We start from the raw sequence: 15847 nt of genomic DNA on the forward strand, positions 1-15847 counted from the left end.
CCGGCCGCGAGGCCTGTACGAGACTCCGCCGATGACCTAGGGCATGATCATCGCGCAGGCCGCGGGCACCTGGAACCTCGGTGACCTGCCCGTCAGCCGCATCGGCTTCGGTGCGATGCGGCTGACGGGCAGTGCAGCCTTCCACCTCGGCACCCCGAGCGAGCGCGGACGATCGATCGCCGTGCTGCACAAGGCGGTTGGGGCACCTCGGCCCGGCCCGACCAGTTGCGCGGCCACGTCGAGGAGAACCTGCGCCGGCTCGGCCGCGACCACCTCGACGTCGTATACCGGCGCCGCATGCGGCAGGACTCGATCGCCGAGCACTTCGGCGCGCTCGCCGAACTCCGCGAAGCGGGCCTGGTCCGGCACCTCGGCATCTCCGTCGTGGAACCCCGGCACCTCGCCGAGGCACAGGCCATCGCGCCGGGGGTGTGCGTGCAGAATCCGTAACGGCTTCAACGGCTTCGTATCGGCTGCCGACGCCTCGAAGAGCCTCTCCCGAACTCACCCGCTACCGGCTCGCCAGCAAAGTCGTCAACGGGCAGCCGCTGGGCGGCACCGACGACGAATGGGTTGTCATCGAGCTCGTCTATCGCGCCGCCGAACTCGCCGAAGATCTCCATGACGACCGGCAAGAAGGCGCTCTGCTCTTCGGACGGTTCGCCTTCTCCGTCCGCTACAAGTGGTTCCGCAACTGGGTCAACTCCCCGGCAGGCCGCCGCCTCGGACTCGCCCCATCCCCGATGGACAGGTCAATCTGAGGCGGCTGCGTGGCACATTGGCCCTGGAAATGGCCCACCGTCCGGGCGGCGTGCTGGCCTCCGAACTGCACCTCAAGCACCTCGCAGTGGCCACCACGGAAGGGTACGCGTCCCGCCCGGCGGGCTCAGGCCGAGTTGCTGGCCGAGGTCAACAAGCACGAGAGCGACCGGAACCTGACTCTGGTCCTGGAGGAGTTCCGTAACTACCAGCAGGGCATCCCCGCCGTCGCTGGCCTGCGCCGGTCATCGCTGGTCGACATCGGCCTCGCCGCGGGTGCGGCGGAAGGTGCTCACCACGTGGTGCGGTGCTCACCTGGCGGTGAGCGCGCACTCCAGGAGCCCGGGAGCGTCGAGCGCCAGGGCCGACGTCACCGACCCTCCCGCCGTCGATGAGCTGGTGACCGGGATCCTCGCCACCCACGGGCGGATCGACACAGTCGTCGTCAACGCCAATACCGCTCCGCCGCCGTTCGCTGCGCTGGACGATCTGTCGTGGGCCGCCTTCGCGGCCAAGGTCACCGGCGAGCTTGCCGGTGCCTTCCATATCACCAAGCGCGTCCTCGCGCCGATGCGGGCGCAGGGCGCGGGCCGGATCATCTACATCGGCAGCACCGCTGCGGACTACGTCGGCGAAGGCAGGCTCGCGCATGGCACAGCGAAATCCGCGCTGGCCACCTTCGCCCGCCACGTCGCTGCGGAGAGCGCGCGCGACGGCGTCAGCGTGCTCGTCGTCGCCCCCGGGGCAGTCCGGACGCCGGCCACCGACGAAGTCCTGACCGGCGAGCGCGGCGCCGTCCTCGCCCGCGAGTCCGTGCTGGGCCGGGTGCTTGAGGCCGAAGACGTCGCCGCCGCGGTGGCACTGGCCGCCGACCCCGCACTTCGCGCGGCCACCGGCACGACCCTGCGGGTCGACGGCGGCTGGTCGGTCCTTGTCGGCGGCCCGGCCAGCTGAGCACTCACGCCCGGATCGAACGGCCAGGTCCGTCGGCGATGCCGTTCACTGCACTCACCGCAGTTCCGGCCGCAGCTGCTCCTCTGCATCACCGCACCAAAGCGCCCGACTCCGCCCTCGTCTCGCAAGACACGGAGCAAGACAACTGGCTTTGTTCACGAGATCGAGGCTTTGGCGCAGATCTTGAGGAGTAGCTCCAGAGCGTCACTGGAGCAGGATCATCTTGCGGAGTAGTTCGAATCCGGCTCGACCGTAGAGCTGCCTCTTGATCTTTTTCACGCGTGTCACGGCGCCCTCGGTGCCGCCGGAGCTCCAGTGCAGGGTCAGTCCCGCGATCACGGCTTCGAGCGGCCCCAGTTGGTGCGTTGCCAAGGAGCACCCCCTGTGTCTGATCGGGGACTCGGGCACCGGCAAGTCGCGCCTGCTGATCGGGCTGGGCACCGGCGGCCGCCATGGCCGGTTACCGAGTCCGCTGAACAAAGTGGACGATCACGACAACACCAAAGCGAGCTGGCTGAGCACGCTAGTGCTGTGACCGAGAACGTTCGCAGGGTTGATGGTTGGGGCGGTTGGATGGGCGGTGACGTCGGTTCCGACAACACAGACCGCGAGGAGCTCTGCATGGACCATCAGGACGTCGGCGCCGCCGTGGCAGAGATGCTGCGGGTGCTTGGCCCCCATACCGCCAAGGACTGGACGGTGTCGGCGGGGCCGCTCGAATGGACGTGCTGGCAAACCGCGGCCCACATCGGCCACGACCTGCTGGCCTACGCAGGGCAGCTGGCAGCACAGCCCGCTGACGCCTACCTTCCCATCGACCTGAACGTTCGCCCCACTGCTTCGCCGGCCGATGTACTCCAGGCCGTCACCGCCTGCGGCGGACTGCTCAGCAGCGCCCTGGTCACAGCCAACCCGGCCCTGAGGGCCTGGCACTGGGGCCCGTGCGACCCCGAAGGGTTCGCGGCGATGGGCGTCGCCGAAACTCTGCTGCACACCTACGACATCACGCAGGGACTGTCCGTGGACTGGCTGCCACCAGCACCGCTGAGCGCAGCAGTACTCAACCGGCTCTTCCCCGCCGCCCCGCCCGGAGACCCCACCCAGGTACTCCTCTGGTGCACCGGCCGCGGAGAACTCGACGGTCTCCCTCGCCAAACCTCATGGAGGTGGGAAGCAGCACGATCAGGCTGATCGAGCTGACCCGGCGAACGTTCCCGGTCACAGCACTGGGTGACGGGCACGGAACGTGGTTCTGCGATGCCGATGATGAACTCCTCCTGCGGCCGGATGTCGGCCGACCATCCCAACGCGGCGAGTTCGCCGGCGAGTTCCCCCGGTTCATGGAGGACCTTCACGATGCGGTACCGGCTGCCGTCGTCGAGCCGGCGCACGTCCGCGGCCACTTCCTCACGGGCGGCCGCAGCGGGACCTTCGTCGATGAATACGACCTTGCCGTTCGGTGCGAGCGCGGCCGCGACGGTGCTCCAGAAGTCGCCGAGCCGGGACGGCGGGACGTGGGAGAGAAAGAACGCGAAGAACACGGTGTCGTACCGGTGCGGCGGCCGCCAGCCGAGCATCCGGCGTCGCCGCCGCCCTCCAACCACATCGATTACCGGCAGCACTGGCGACACTTCGCGATGACCGGTGTCTCGCCCTTCCCACCACCTCGGTCCTCTCCGAGGAGCATCCACGAGGCTCTGTCTGCCATCATCTGGAGCCGCGTCACCGGCGGCGAATACTGCCTCGCCTGTCCGTCACGCTTTCGAGGCCGGGAGCGCGGCGCGCAGTCCGCGGCGCAGCGCGCCGAGCTGGTCGGCGATCATGCGCTGGGTCACGGCGGCGTCCTCGATCAGGGCCGAGCCGTGGAACGTGCCCGGATAGTGGTGCAGTTCGGTGGGAACGCCGGCCTGGAGCAGCCGCTGGGCGTAGGTCAGGCCTTCGTCACGCAGGGGATCGAACTCGCAAGTGGTCACGTAGGCGCGCGGCAGGCCGGACAGGTCCTCGGCGCGGGCAGGGGCAGCGTATGGCGAAACGCCCTCGGTGCCGCGCACACCAACGCCCAGGTAGTAGTCCCAGCTCAGTTCGGCGTCGGGTCGATTCCACAACGGTGTGTCCGTGAAGGCCCGCATCGACACGGTGTCCAGGCGGTCGTCGAGTTCTGGGATGCCCAGCAGTTGGAAGCAGAGCGCCGGGCCGCCACGGTCACGTGCCACCAAAGCGATGGCCGCCGCCAATCCCCCGCCGGCGCTTTCCCCGCCCACACCCAGCCGCTCCGGATCGATCCCCAGCTCGGCGGCGTGGGCCGCTGTCCACAGCAGTGCGGCGTAGCAGTCTTCGAAGCCGGCCGGGAACGGATGCTCGGGGGCCAACCGGTATTCCACCGACACCACCACCGCGCCCACTTCGGCCGCGATCCGGGCGGCGTGGGAGTCGAACATCGCGACGCTGCCGAGCACGAACCCGCCGCCGTGGAGGTACAGCAGTCCGGGCAGCGTGCCGTCGGCGTCAGCGGGCTTGTACACCCGGACGGGCACCTGCGGGTCGCTCTGCGGACCGGGGACTTCGAGGTCGCGCACGTCGAGCGGTATCGGCGGCTCGTAGACCGGAACATCCGCGATCAGGTCGCTTTCCGACTGCCGGACCAGTTCGATGTCCGTCAAAGGGGTCTGCGGAAGCATCTCGATCCAGGGGACCAGCTCGGGGTCGAACGCGTACGTCATGTCGGACTCCTTTGTCGCTGACTCGCTCCAGCCCGTTGGCCAACGAGCGGACGGGAAACGCCCGTTGGCCAACAGTCGTAGGTACCGCGTCGTCACCTGTGCGAGGTGTACTCCACCACCTGCTGGTAGGTCGGCCTGTTCTGCCAGCTGATGTTGTAGTGCTTGATGCCGCCGAGCATCGTCTGGACGATCGAGTCGGCACACCACTGGTTGCCCGCCGCGCACAGCTCGTCGCCGGGATAGACCTGGGCCGCGGTCTTGCCGGCAGCGGTCTTGAGGGTGCTGATCAGGGTGTCGCGGCAGCCGGTGAGGGTGCCGCCGCCGCAGTACTTCTGCGCCAGAGGGCCCTGCACGGTCTCACCGAGCACCGCCCGGATGTCCTTGTCGACGTAGCTCCACCATCCGTACTGGAAGGCGCTTCCGGCGTGCGAGCCGGTCGGTCCGTGTGCGGCCGACGGTGACTCGTCGACGGGGAGGTTGGTGGCGATGGCGTTGTAGAGGCTGGTACCGAGGCGCGGTTCGAACTCGGCCTTTACCAGCAGCGGCCACCAGGCGTCCAGGATGCGGATCGCGTCGGCGTTGGCGTAGGTCTTCGAGCCGGCCGAGGTCTCCGTGCGTTTCGACCCCGCCGTCACCCAGGCGGACAGCTTGCTGACCGCGGCCGTGGCCATGGGGTCCGTGACGGGCTGGGTGCCCAGGACCTTGAGCAGGTCCGGGAGCACGTCCTCGGCCCGTAGATCGGTGAGTGCGGCGTCGGCCATCGCCTTCGTGAGCGAGGTTCTGGTCACGCCGCCCGCGGCCACGAGTTTCTTCACGCGGTCGTCCAGGAGGTTGCCGCGATGGACGGAACCGTCGCCCCAGCTGGCCATGGTGTAGTCCTTGGCCAGCTTGTTGTTCCAGGAGATGTAGTAGTCCTGGTCGATGGAGTTGGGGTGCGCGGAGGCCGGGGTGTAGGCGGCGGTGTTCGTGGCCGGGTTCCAGCCCTGCCACTCGTAGGCGGTCTGTGCCCACACCGGGAACTCGGCGTCGACACCGGTGGCGCGCACCGGATTGTTGCCGCTGTTGTAGTACGCGGTGTGCGTCGAGTCCGCGTAGAACCAGTTGAAGGTGTAGTTGATGTTCTGCACCGCGCTCTGGAAGGTCGCCGGGCTGCTGACGTAGCCCGGGTCGTTGAGCATCTGGAAGCCGATCAACGAGTCGGTCTCGTGCATGTAGGAGGAGCGCAGGGTGGTGTACGCGACCTTCTTGCCAGCGACCGTCGCGCGGTAGGACACCGGGCCGTATTTGGTCCGGTAGACCTGCATGCGGTACGAGCCCGCGGCCGTGGGGTCGGCGGTGGTGGGCACCCAGGAGTTGGTCTGCTCGACCTTGTCCATGGCCGTGCAGACGCCGTGGTAGAGGTAGTGGTAGTCGTCCTGGCACAGCTCGACGGCGTACGTGTCGATGATGTCCTGGCCGGACGTCGTCGCGCTCCAGGAGTAGTCCTGGCCACGCCCGACCTGGACGTAGAAGCTCAGTCCCGCGAAGGAGGCGCCGCGGGCGCTGAGGCCAGGGCCCTGGATCTCCTGGAGCATCAGGAGCTGGGGCGCGAAGTAGCCGGTCTGGGGACCGAAGACGGCGATCGGGTTGCCGCTCGCCGTGTGATCGCCGCTCACCACCAGGGCGTTGGACATGCCCGGCTTGGCCGAGGAGAGAGCGGTGTCCGACGCTGCGGTCGAGGTGCTGGTGGCGGTCGTGGTGGCCGCGCTGCCCGTACGGTCGTAGACGAGCTGTTCCTGGGTCACCGTGCCGGCGGTCGGCAGTGCCTGGCCCTGCGCGACGGCGGGCTTCGTCCCGTACGGGAAGCTCTGGCCGTTGTGCACGGTGAGGGCGGCTTCCGGGTCGTTGCGCTCGCGGAAGGACTCCCAGACCGCGGTCCCCTGGGTCACGCCGTAATGGGACTGCGCGGCGAGGAGCGAGAGGGCGTTGTTGACCTCGCCGCCGCCTCCGGAGCCGAAGAGCGCGCCGATGACGGAGGCCAGCGCGACCAGGTCGGTGAGCTTGAAGTGCTCGATGGTTCCGGCGTTGGTGACGGCGTCCTTGTGGCCGGTCAGGACGTATTCGCCGGGGAAGTAGCGGCCGCTGTCGGAGGCGTCTATGTAGGCGTTGATGCCGGCGACGTAGGCGGTGACGTCGGCGAGGGCCTGCTGGCCGCGGGCGCCGTTGTTGGTGGTGACGCTGTTGATCTGGGCCTGTAGCTCGGCCTCGGTGTAGGGCGCGCTGCGCCAGAACTGCTGCTCCAGGGCCTGGTTGGTGGGGTCACCGCCCGCGAAGGGGGTCAGCCGGCCGCGGCCGATGTGCCGGAAGACGTCCATCAGCCACAGCCGGTCCTGCGCGGCGGCGTATCCGGCGCCGTATTCGGTGCCGTACCGGGTGGTGCCGGTGATGTGCGGGACGCCCGTCTTCTTGTCGCGGACGATCGTGACGTCGGTGCGCCCGCCGGGGTTCAGGGTCGACTCGACCTGGTCGGCGGCGACTCCGAACGAGGCGTCGTTGAAGAAGGTGTTGATCTTGGCGTCGGTGAGAGTGGAGTAGCCCGAGGCCAGGTTCGCGTAGGGGCCGAGCTGGTCCTCGGCGTGGGCGGGTTGGGTGCCCGCGATCTGGTTGAGCAGGATCTGGGCGAGGGTGGCGTTGCCGTTCTCGCCCGGCGGCAGGATGTCGGAACACTGGCCGCCGCAGTAGTCGTTGGCAGCGGCCGCCATGATTGCCGTGGGGGCGGCTGACGCTTGGGTGAGGGGCGACAGGAGACCGGCGACGAGAAGGCATACGGATGCCGTCTTCAGGGCCTTGGGCAATCGATGGGGAGTTCTCAGCCTGTCCAGGATGGTGCGTGCGGTGCGCCTTTGCATGACAGCTCCTCGGGGACGGGATGGGCTGGACGCGGTACCGCCGCTGTTGCGGCCTTCAGGGCGAGGGGACCTCCGGGTTTCGCTGGACCCTGGCGATGACTCGGTCCATGTATCGGGCGAGCAGGCCGGGAGCGGCTCCGGACGCGAAACGCAGGAGCCGGGTGCTCGCCCCGGGGATGACTCTGGGTCTGCCGGTTTCGGTGCCCGTGATGAGGGCCTGCGCCACCTGATCCGCGCTCAGTGCGTTCTCGCCGCTGGAGAGGGCCCGCAACTCGGGGGGTTTGAGGGGTGTTTCGCCGGCGAGCATGGGCGTGTCCACATCGGGCGGGTAGACCACGGTGACGGTGACCCCGCGCGGTCCGAGTTCCTGGCGGAGTACTTCGCACAGGCCGCTCACGGCGAACTTGCTGGGCGCGTAGGCCCCGTAGCCGAAGACGCCGAGGAAGCCTGCTGCCGAGGAGACGCAGGTGATGCTCCCGCGTCCGTCGGCTGTGCCGTGACCGTCGGCCATGAGGTCCGGGATGGCCTGCTGGACCGCGAACAGTGTGCCGAAGTAGTTGACCTCCATGTGGCGGCGGTGGTCGTCGGTGGTGAGGTCGGTGAAGTAGCCGGGTTTGGTGATGCCCGCGCAGCAGATCAGGGACCGGACCGCGCCGAAGTGCGTTCGGGCGTCCTTGAAGGCGGCGCTCAGGTCGTCCTCGCGTCGTACGTCGGCGGGCGCGACGAGGAGGTTGTCGTGCTGCTCGGCGGCCAGTCGGATCGCGGCGTCGTCGGCGAGACCGATTGCGGTGACGTGGGCGCCCGCGTCGAGGAGGGCACGCGTGGTCGCCAGTCCGATGCCGCTGGTGCCGCCGGTGACGACGGTGTGCCGTCCGGCCCAGTACGCGCGATTCAAGCCGGCACCTCCGTCGTGCGTTCGGGGGCGGCAGGGGCCTTCTGCTCCGCGGGTGCCGCCGAGTAGGTCGTCTCGGTGACGTACGGCCAGTCGAAGCGGTCCCGCAGCTCTGCCAGGTAGGTCTGGTAGGCGTGGCTGTTGACGTAGTTGGCGTGGCGTGGGCTGTCCAGGTACCGCATCCCGCCGCTGAGGTCGGGGGTGTCGTCGCTCTTGAGCCGGTCCAGGTCGGCCTTGTGGGTGCCGGTCTCGCGGGCCCGGATGTCCATGACGATGAGCTGGGCCATCTCGTCGAAACGCTTGTAGGCGGCGTCGGCGAACTCGATGAAGCCGAGCACGTACAGGGAGTCGTGCTCGCGGGAGAAGACGTTGAGATAGAGCTGCGGGTGGCCGGCCTTCCAGCGCAGCAGCCCTTCGTCGAGGAACGGGACCCGGTACTCGTAGCCGGTGGCGAGCAGAACGACGTCGATGTCCTCACTGCTGCCGTCGGCGAAGGCGACACCCGTCGCGGTGAGGTGACGGACGTCGGGCTTGGCGATGAGGTCGCCGTGCGCGAGATGGTGCAGCACCTGCGTATTCATGATCGGGTGGCTGGTGAGCAGGTCATGGTCGGGGGCGGGAAGGCCGAGCCGGGTGAGATCGCCGACGAGCGTGTCCACGAGTTCGGTCGGGTCGCTGGGCAGACTGACCCCCTTGGGCGGTTCAAGCAGCCCGGCCAGCAGGGCGTCGGTCGGCACTCCGTAGACGTGCTTCGGTACGTAGCGGTAGCCGCGCCGCACCGACAGGAACGCCGCGTCCGCGTGCCGGGCGGCGTCGCAGGCGATGTCGACGCCGGAATTGCCGGCGCCGACGACGAGCACCCGCTTGTCCCGCAGCTCCATGCCGTCGTGGAAGGTCACCGAGTGCCGGATCTCGCCGGTGAAGGTCTCCGCGCCGGGCAGTGTCGGTTCGTTCGGGTGCCAGGTGACACCGGGCGCGGCGATCAGGCCGTCGTACACACGGACTTCACCGGTGGACAGGGTGACGCTCCACCGGTCGTCGGGCAGCGGTTCGGCGCTGCTGACCGCCACCCCGAACGTGATGTGCCGCGGCAGGTCGTAGGCGTGGGCGAACTCACGGATGTAGTCGCGGATCTGTCGCCACGTCGGGTAGTCCGGATAGTCGGCGGGCATCGGGAAACCGTAGAAACCGCTGGTGTACTTGGAGCTGATGAAGTGCGCGCTCCGGTACATCGGGCTGCCCGGGTTGTCCATGTCCCAGATGCCGCCGACCTCGGTGTGCTTCTCGAACCAGTCGAAGGGCACCCCTTCCTGGACCAGCGCCCGGCCCATGACCAGACCGGAGGGTCCCGCACCGACCAGGCAGTACTTCCGCCGGTAGGCGGTCGGCGGCGGTGAGGCGGCCGTACGGTCTCGTCGGCGCAGCTGGGATTCGGCGATGCCGGCGTAGACGGCAGGCTTGCTGCTGCGCAGCCGGAGGGCGACCACGACGCCGGCCGCGGCGGCGACCGCGAGGGTGACGGGAACCGCGTTGACGACCGTCGAAGCCGACCCGGTCAGCGTCGCGTAGTTGACCACCGCCAGGGCGAACCCGGTGGCCAGGCCCGCGAACCCGATCGCCGGGGCGACGACGCCGCGCCAGAGGTCACGGTCAGGGCGTCGCCGGAAGAACACGATCACCGCGACGGCGGCCCCGGCCTGAAGTGCGATGACGCCGAGGGTGCCGAGCCCGATCGTGCTGGCGGCGAAGGCGGTGTAGGCGTCCGCGCCGCTCACCGCGAAGCACACCGTCGTGATCGTGGCCACGACCGTGACGGTGAGACTGCCGATGTGCGGGCTGAGGTGCCGTGGGTGGTAACGCCCGAGCCGGTGCGGCAGGACCCGTTCGCGGCCCAGCGCGAACAGGTATCGGCTCGCGGCGTTGTGCAACGCCAGCAGGGAGGCGAGCAGGCTGGTGCACAGCAGGACGGCGGCAATGTTGTACAGGCTGGTGCCCGCGTCCCGTTGGATCAGCGTGAACACCAGGTCACCCAGCTCCTTGCCCGCGAGATCCGGTGCCCGACTGCCACCCGCGGCACCGATCACGATCCAGCTGGTGAGGATGTAGAACAGCCCGATCGCGGTCACCGCTATGTAGGTCGCCCGTGGAATGCTGCGCTCGGGCGAGCGGGTCTCCTCGCCGTACAGCGCGGCGGACTCGAATCCGACGAAGCTGACGAAGGCGAACATCAACGCGATGCCGACCGATCCGGAGAAGACCTGACCGCCGGTCCAGGAGGCCGCGGGGAACGCGTCGCCGCCGTGTCGGCCGGCGGCGACGACGTCGAAGACGAGCAGGACCGCGAACTCCCCGATCATCAGCGTGCCCAGGACCTTCGCCGACAGGTCCGCCGAGCGGTAGCCGAGCGCGGCGACGAGGACGAGCGCGACCGCGCTGTACAGGTACCAGGGCAGGTCGACGTTCTCGGTCAGCAGCACCAGCCGGGTGAAGTACCCGAAGGAGCCCACCAGTCCACAGGTCAGCGCGGTGTAAGCCAACACTGCGACATAGGCGGCGCCGATGCCTGCCGGTTTGCCCAGCGAGCGGGCGATGTAGGTGTAGAAGGCGCCGGTGTTCACCACCCGGCGGCCCATCGCCGCATAGCCGACCGAGAAGCACAGCAGGATCAGCATGCCGACCAGGAAGGCGGCCGGAAGGCCGGCGCCGTTTCCGTAGATCAGGGCGAGCGGGATATTGCCGACCATCGCCGCCAGCGGCGCGGCGGCGGCGATCACCAGGAACACCACCCGGCCCGTGGACAGGACGCGACGGTCGCCGGGGGATGGGGGCCCGGAGGGTTCGATCGTGGTTCGACGTGCCATGCGGTGCTCCCGGAATGTCGGTGTTCCAGCGGCGCGGCGCAGCGCCGACGATGGCCGGGAAGCTATCCTGGCCATCTGGCTTGGTCAAGTGGCCAAGTCAGATGTATGGCATTCTGTGGCCATGACTGGTCCGCGTACTCCCCGCCGCCGAGCCGACGACGCGCGTCGCACCGAGCTGATCACTGCCGCACGTTCAGTGATCGCCAAGGAGGGTGTGGCAGCGGCGACGACCCGGCGCATCACCCAGGAGGCAGGGCTGCCGCACGGCACGTTCCACTACTGGTTCTCGGGGAAGGAGGAGCTCTTCGAGGAGCTCATCGCGGAGGTCATCCGAGAGCTCGGGGAAGGCGTGGCCACCGTCGTCTCCAGCACCGAAGGCGGCTCCGACGTGAGCCTGCGGGACCACTTGCGGGCCGCTTTCGACGTCGTACGACGTGATGAGCAGGTGGAGCCGGGCAGGCAACTGGCCATGTATGAGCTGACGGCACTGGCACTGCGCACCCCGGCGCTGCGCGACATGGCCCGCCGGCAATACCAGGCCTACCGGGAATCGGCCACGACGGTGATCGCTCCCTGGCTGGCGGCCAGGGACATCGAAGTGTCGGGCGGTGCGGAGACGCTCGGCCGTCTCATCTCCGTGCTCTTCGACGGGCTGGTCCTGGCCTGGCTCGCCGATCCGGAAGGCAGCGACCCGGACGAGGTGTTCACCCTCATCGACACGCTGGTCTCCTGCCATCGGTCCGCGTCGGAGGGGAGCAACCCCAGTTGACGGGGTGAGTCGCGAGACCTGCGGCGGCGAAGAGTCCAACGAAGCTCGAACGACACGACCAGTGACCGCTTCGGCGGTGCCGTCACTGTGGCGGACGTCAATGTCAACGCCGACGCCGCGATCGCCGCCCCGGCCAACGACATCAACAGCCTCACCCCGAGAGGCCTGGCCGGCTTCAGCCAGAGCACGCCGTCCGTTCCCGGTGACAACGAGAACGGCGACTGGTTCGGCGGCGCCCTGCGGCTCATCGACGCAGACCGGGACGGCAAGGCCGAGTTGACCGCGTCCGCGCCCGGGGAGACACGAACGACGGCGCCGCCACGCTCGGCGCCCCTTCGCCCGACGCCCGTTTCGGGGAGACTCACGCCCCGTAGCGGCGGTCCCCGTCATGTGCTGACCACTGGACCGGTCTGCCCCACGGTCGCGGGGAAGACCGTCCACGGTCATACGCGTCAGACCACCCACGCGCCGTCCCGCATGAGATGCCGCCCCCGCAACTCGTGCTCCCCGCGCCACGCCTGTACGGCATGCGGCCGCACACGGAAGAACGCGTACGAGAGGCTGTCCTTCCGCGGATCCCAGCCGGTCTTCGCGAGGAACGCCTCGGCCGTGGCGCCGGGAACGTCCGCGGTGGCGAAGGTGTCCACGACACCGTCGATCAGCACGACGTCGCCGCTGTCCGGGAGCGCCAGCCGGGTCCGCCGACCGTCCCGCAGATTGCGCCCCGTGGGATTGGTGACGCGGGTGACCACCAGACGGACGCCCCGTCCCAGACGAACCACAGCGCGACCAGACACGGCACGCCCTCGCCGTCCGCCGAGGCCACCCATACATCGGTCTCCCGCTCCAGCCGGGCCAGCAGGTCGCTCTTGCGGTGAGCCGGGGTCCGGGGCGCGTCGGTGATCTTCATGGCCGGGACGCTACCGGGCGCGATGCTCCGGCACCTCGGGCCGAGGCCCTAGGGCCGGAGACCGAGACACTGAATGCGTGCGACTGGCGTGCGCGAGGTTTTACGTATAACCTCTCCCGCTAAATCCATACCCCGAAAGGCCCCGATGAGACACATCGCCCTGGTCACCCTCGTCGTCGACGACTACGACGAGGCGGTCCGCTTCTACACCGAGGCTCTCGGATTCCGGCTCGTCGAGGACGCGCCGCGCCCGGACGGCTCCCGCTGGGTCGTGGTCGAGCCCGGTGCCGGGGCGCGGGGGACCGGGCTGCTGCTCGCGCGCGCCAAGGGCGACGCCCAGCGCGGGCGGGTCGGCGACCAGACCGGTGGGCGTGTCGGCTTCTTTCTGCACACCGACGACTTCGCCCGCGACCACGCCCGGATGCTCGCCGCGGGCGTGACCTTCCTGGAGGAGCCGAGGCACGAGCCGTACGGCTCGGTCGCCGTCTTCCAGGATCTGTACGGCAACCGCTGGGACCTGCTCCAGCCGGCGGCCTGACCCCGCTCAACCGATCGTCGAGGAACCACCGCACATGTCATCTACGCGCATAGACGCCGACGCCCTCCGCCGCCTCCCCAAGGCCGTCCTGCACGACCACCTCGATGGCGGGCTGCGCCCCGCCACCGTGGTCGAGCTTGCGGACGAGGTCGGCCACACCCTGCCGACCACGGACCCGGACGCCCTCGCCGCCTGGTACTACGACGCCGCGAACTCCGGCGACCTGGTCCGCTACATCGCCACCTTCGAGCACACCCTCGCCGTGATGCAGTCCCGCGAGGGCCTGCTGCGCACCGCCGAGGAGTACGTCCTCGACCTCGCCGCGGACGGCGTCGTCTACGCCGAGGTGCGCTACGCCCCCGAGCTGAACACCAACGGCGGGCTGACCCTGCCCGAGGTCGTCGAGACCGTCCAGGAGGGCCTGGCGGCGGGCATGGCCAAGGCGGCGGCCGCGGGCACGCCGGTCCGGGTGGGCACGCTGCTGTGCGGGATGCGGATGTTCGACCGCGTCCGGGAGGCCGCCGACCTGGCCGTCGCGTTCCGGGACGCCGGAGTCGTCGGCTTCGACATCGCGGGCGCCGAGGACGGCTTCCCGCCCGCCGACCACCTGGCCGCCTTCGAGCATCTGCGCCGCGAGAGCGTCCCGTTCACGATCCACGCCGGCGAGGCGCACGGGCTGCCCAGCATCCACCAGGCCCTCCAGGTGTGCGGCGCCCAGCGCATCGGCCACGGCGTCCGTATCACCGAGGACATCGTGGACGGCAAACTCGGCCGTCTCGCGGGCTGGGTGCGCGACCGCCGTGTCGCGCTGGAGATGTGCCCGACCTCCAACCTCCAGACGGGCGCCGCCACTTCGATCGCCGAGCACCCGATCACCGCCCTGAAGGATCTGGGCTTCCGGGTCACCCTCAACACCGACAACCGTCTGGTGTCCGGCACGACGATGACCCGTGAGATGTCCCTGCTGGTCGCCGAGGCGGGCTGGACGGTCGAGGATCTGCGGGCGGTGACCGTGAACGCCGTGAAGAGCGCCTTCATCCCGTTCGACGAGCGCAAGGCCCTCATCGAGGACGTCGTCATGCCGGGTTACGCGGTCTGAAGCAGCCCCCGGACGTAGGTGGCCTGTCCGACGTGCTCGAGATCGTCGGACAGGACGCTGACCAGCCGGACGCCCAGGCTGACCGGCGGATCCCAGCGCTCGTCCACGATGCGCTCCAGGTCCTTCGCGGCCAGTTGGCGCAGCGCCTGAAGGCTCTGCTCGTGCACCGCGTCGTAGTAGCCGGTCAGCAGGCCGGCGGAGTCGACCCGGACCTTGGCGACCTTCGCCGAGCTGTGGCCGTAGCCGGTGTCGTGGCGGGGCAGGTCGAGGCCGAAGCGCTTCTGCCAGTCCTGCGCCAGCCACACCTGGTCGAGCTCGAAGGCGTCCGCCATGTGGTCGTCCTGGACACGTGTGAGGTGCCAGATCAGCCAGGCGATGGAGTTGGCGTCGGCGCTGGGCCGGGTGTGCAGCTCGTCCGGCCCGAGACCGTCGACGGCGGCATGGACCTCTTCCTGGATGCGGTTGAACCCGTCGATGAGGACGTCCTTTGCATGCATACGTCCACCATCGCGCACCCGCCGCTCAGCCGCTCTCCGTTTCCAGCAACGCCATCAGTGCCCGGGCCGCCGGGCTGGTGGCCTGCGCGGGCGGCAGCAGGGCGACGGTCTCGTACACGATCTCGTCGGTGTCCTTCACCGACAGCGCCGTCAACGACTCGCGCTTGTGCCGGAAATGCCGCGGTACGACGGCGATGCCGAGGTTCTCGTCCACCATGTCCAGCAGGCTGTGCACGTCGTTCACCTCCAGGGCGACCTTCCGTCGCACGCCCGCGTCGGCGAACGCGGCGTCGGTGGTGCGCCGCGGACCCCAGTCCGGGTGGAAGTCGACGAAGACCTCGCCGCCCAGCTCCCCCAGCGTCACGGCCGAACCGGCCTGCGCCAGCCGATGGCTGGGATGGCACAGCAGTGTCATCGGCTCGCTGGTCAGCGGGACGGCACGCAGCTGATCGGTGTCCTCGCCCGCCGTCCGGACAGTGAACGCCAGATCGAGGCGCCCGGCCGCGACCTCCTCGGCCAGCGCGCCCGAGCCCGCCTGCCGCAGACAGATCTCCACGTCCGGATGCCGGCCCCGGAACGCGGCGAGCAGCCCGGCCACATGCACCCCGGCGATGCACTGCTCCGACCCGAGCGCCAGCATGCCGCGCAGCACGCCCTGCACCGCGGCCACCGCCTCGTGGGCCGACCGCACCTGGGCGAGGATCCGCTCCGCCTCGCCCAGCAGCGCCCGCCCGGCCGGCGTGAGCGTCACCCGCCGCGTCGTGCGCACGAACAGCGGGGTCTGAAGCTCGCGCTCCAGCGCCCGGATGGAGGCGGACAGCCCGGACTGGGACACCAGCAGCCGCTCGGCGGCACGGGTGAAGTGCTGGTCCTCGGCGACCGCGACAAAATGCTGAAGATGACGCAGTTCCATGACTGAGAAGCCTATCCGCTGAATTCCATCGGATTCTTCTGTTGGAC

Annotated in this window: 13 protein-coding genes and 3 pseudogenes; 8 read left to right on the forward strand and 8 right to left on the reverse strand. The window is 69.4% G+C overall.

The features are described from left to right. Positions 1-43: 43 nt before the first annotated feature. The 3 genes and pseudogenes from KCH87_RS40845 to KCH87_RS40855 all read left to right on the forward strand — a co-directional run. Positions 44-444: pseudogene (locus KCH87_RS40845) on the forward strand (aldo/keto reductase); the annotation flags it as partial. After that, a complete protein-coding gene (locus KCH87_RS40850) occupies positions 432-761 on the forward strand; it encodes a hypothetical protein (protein ID WP_210592982.1) in 330 nt (109 codons plus the stop codon). The pseudogene KCH87_RS40845 and the gene KCH87_RS40850, both read left to right, overlap by 13 nt. Positions 762-1047: 286 nt before the next feature. Then, positions 1048-1713 carry an SDR family oxidoreductase gene (locus KCH87_RS40855; protein WP_308299038.1) on the forward strand — a complete coding sequence of 222 codons (666 nt, stop codon included), beginning with the start codon at positions 1048-1050 and terminating at the stop codon, positions 1711-1713. A 204-nt stretch (positions 1714-1917) separates the two neighbouring features. Here KCH87_RS40855 and KCH87_RS40860 read toward each other — a convergent pair whose 3' ends face one another. Further along, positions 1918-2085 carry a hypothetical protein gene (locus tag KCH87_RS40860; protein ID WP_247197567.1) on the reverse strand — a complete coding sequence of 56 codons (168 nt, stop codon included), beginning with the start codon at positions 2083-2085 and terminating at the stop codon, positions 1918-1920. Between KCH87_RS40860 and KCH87_RS40865 the strand changes: the two are divergent. Continuing rightward, positions 2084-2186: pseudogene (locus tag KCH87_RS40865) on the forward strand (AAA family ATPase); the annotation flags it as partial. The gene KCH87_RS40860 and the pseudogene KCH87_RS40865 sit on opposite strands and share 2 nt — an antisense overlap. Before the next feature lie 148 nt (positions 2187-2334). Beyond that, complete coding sequence (locus KCH87_RS40870) at positions 2335-2904, forward strand: maleylpyruvate isomerase N-terminal domain-containing protein (RefSeq protein WP_210592983.1); 570 nt, start codon at positions 2335-2337, stop codon at positions 2902-2904. Positions 2905-3467: 563 nt separating this feature from the next. On the opposite strand, the gene KCH87_RS40875 is transcribed toward KCH87_RS40870, so the two are convergent. The 4 genes from KCH87_RS40875 to KCH87_RS40890 form a co-directional block, all read right to left on the reverse strand. Then, positions 3468-4433: an alpha/beta hydrolase gene (locus KCH87_RS40875; protein ID WP_210592984.1), complete on the reverse strand. Its 966-nt coding sequence runs from the start codon at positions 4431-4433 to the stop codon at positions 3468-3470. A gap of 92 nt (positions 4434-4525) precedes the next feature. Beyond that, positions 4526-7321 (reverse strand): penicillin acylase family protein, encoded by a 2796-nt coding sequence (locus KCH87_RS40880; protein ID WP_210592985.1) that lies wholly within the window; start codon positions 7319-7321, stop codon positions 4526-4528. A 55-nt stretch (positions 7322-7376) separates the two neighbouring features. After that, a complete protein-coding gene (locus tag KCH87_RS40885; RefSeq protein ID WP_210592986.1) occupies positions 7377-8216 on the reverse strand; it encodes an SDR family NAD(P)-dependent oxidoreductase in 840 nt (279 codons plus the stop codon). After that, entirely contained in the window at positions 8213-11074 is a 2862-nt protein-coding gene (locus KCH87_RS40890; RefSeq protein ID WP_210592987.1) for an amino acid permease, read from the reverse strand. Before KCH87_RS40890 ends, KCH87_RS40885 begins: the two co-directional genes overlap by 4 nt. A gap of 121 nt (positions 11075-11195) precedes the next feature. On the opposite strand from KCH87_RS40890, the gene KCH87_RS40895 reads away from it, so the two are divergent. Next, complete coding sequence (locus tag KCH87_RS40895; RefSeq protein WP_210592988.1) at positions 11196-11843, forward strand: TetR/AcrR family transcriptional regulator; 648 nt, start codon at positions 11196-11198, stop codon at positions 11841-11843. A 452-nt stretch (positions 11844-12295) separates the two neighbouring features. Here the strand turns inward: KCH87_RS40895 and KCH87_RS40900 are convergent. Continuing rightward, positions 12296-12753: pseudogene (locus tag KCH87_RS40900) on the reverse strand (pyridoxamine 5'-phosphate oxidase family protein). Between the two features lie 145 nt (positions 12754-12898). Between KCH87_RS40900 and KCH87_RS40905 the strand changes: the two are divergent. After that, the gene (locus KCH87_RS40905) at positions 12899-13291 is read left to right on the forward strand and encodes a VOC family protein (RefSeq protein WP_210592989.1); all 393 of its coding nucleotides are present in this window, start codon (positions 12899-12901) and stop codon (positions 13289-13291) included. A gap of 34 nt (positions 13292-13325) precedes the next feature. Next, the gene (locus KCH87_RS40910) at positions 13326-14390 is read left to right on the forward strand and encodes an adenosine deaminase (protein WP_210592990.1); all 1065 of its coding nucleotides are present in this window, start codon (positions 13326-13328) and stop codon (positions 14388-14390) included. On the opposite strand, the gene KCH87_RS40915 is transcribed toward KCH87_RS40910, so the two are convergent. Then, a complete protein-coding gene (locus KCH87_RS40915; RefSeq protein WP_210592991.1) occupies positions 14378-14887 on the reverse strand; it encodes a DUF664 domain-containing protein in 510 nt (169 codons plus the stop codon). The genes KCH87_RS40910 and KCH87_RS40915 overlap by 13 nt on opposite strands. 25 nt (positions 14888-14912) lie before the next feature. Further along, positions 14913-15800: a LysR family transcriptional regulator gene (locus KCH87_RS40920; protein WP_210592992.1), complete on the reverse strand. Its 888-nt coding sequence runs from the start codon at positions 15798-15800 to the stop codon at positions 14913-14915. Positions 15801-15847 lie beyond the last annotated feature (47 nt).

It is taken from the genome of Streptomyces sp. GESEQ-35 (assembly GCF_017948485.1).
In the GTDB taxonomy this organism is placed as follows: domain Bacteria; phylum Actinomycetota; class Actinomycetes; order Streptomycetales; family Streptomycetaceae; genus Streptomyces.

Excerpts from the sequence above, each read along its gene's own strand:
- KCH87_RS40870 (WP_210592983.1), top strand. The coding sequence starts at position 2,335 with ATGGACCATCAGGACGTCGGCGCCGCCGTGGCAGAGATGCTGCGGGTG.
- KCH87_RS40875 (WP_210592984.1), bottom strand. The coding sequence starts at position 4,433 with ATGACGTACGCGTTCGACCCCGAGCTGGTCCCCTGGATCGAGATGCTT.
- KCH87_RS40880 (WP_210592985.1), bottom strand. The coding sequence starts at position 7,321 with ATGCAAAGGCGCACCGCACGCACCATCCTGGACAGGCTGAGAACTCCC.
- KCH87_RS40890 (WP_210592987.1), bottom strand. The coding sequence starts at position 11,074 with ATGGCACGTCGAACCACGATCGAACCCTCCGGGCCCCCATCCCCCGGC.
- KCH87_RS40895 (WP_210592988.1), top strand. The coding sequence starts at position 11,196 with ATGACTGGTCCGCGTACTCCCCGCCGCCGAGCCGACGACGCGCGTCGC.
- KCH87_RS40905 (WP_210592989.1), top strand. The coding sequence starts at position 12,899 with ATGAGACACATCGCCCTGGTCACCCTCGTCGTCGACGACTACGACGAG.
- KCH87_RS40910 (WP_210592990.1), top strand. The coding sequence starts at position 13,326 with ATGTCATCTACGCGCATAGACGCCGACGCCCTCCGCCGCCTCCCCAAG.
- KCH87_RS40915 (WP_210592991.1), bottom strand. The coding sequence starts at position 14,887 with ATGCATGCAAAGGACGTCCTCATCGACGGGTTCAACCGCATCCAGGAA.
- KCH87_RS40920 (WP_210592992.1), bottom strand. The coding sequence starts at position 15,800 with ATGGAACTGCGTCATCTTCAGCATTTTGTCGCGGTCGCCGAGGACCAG.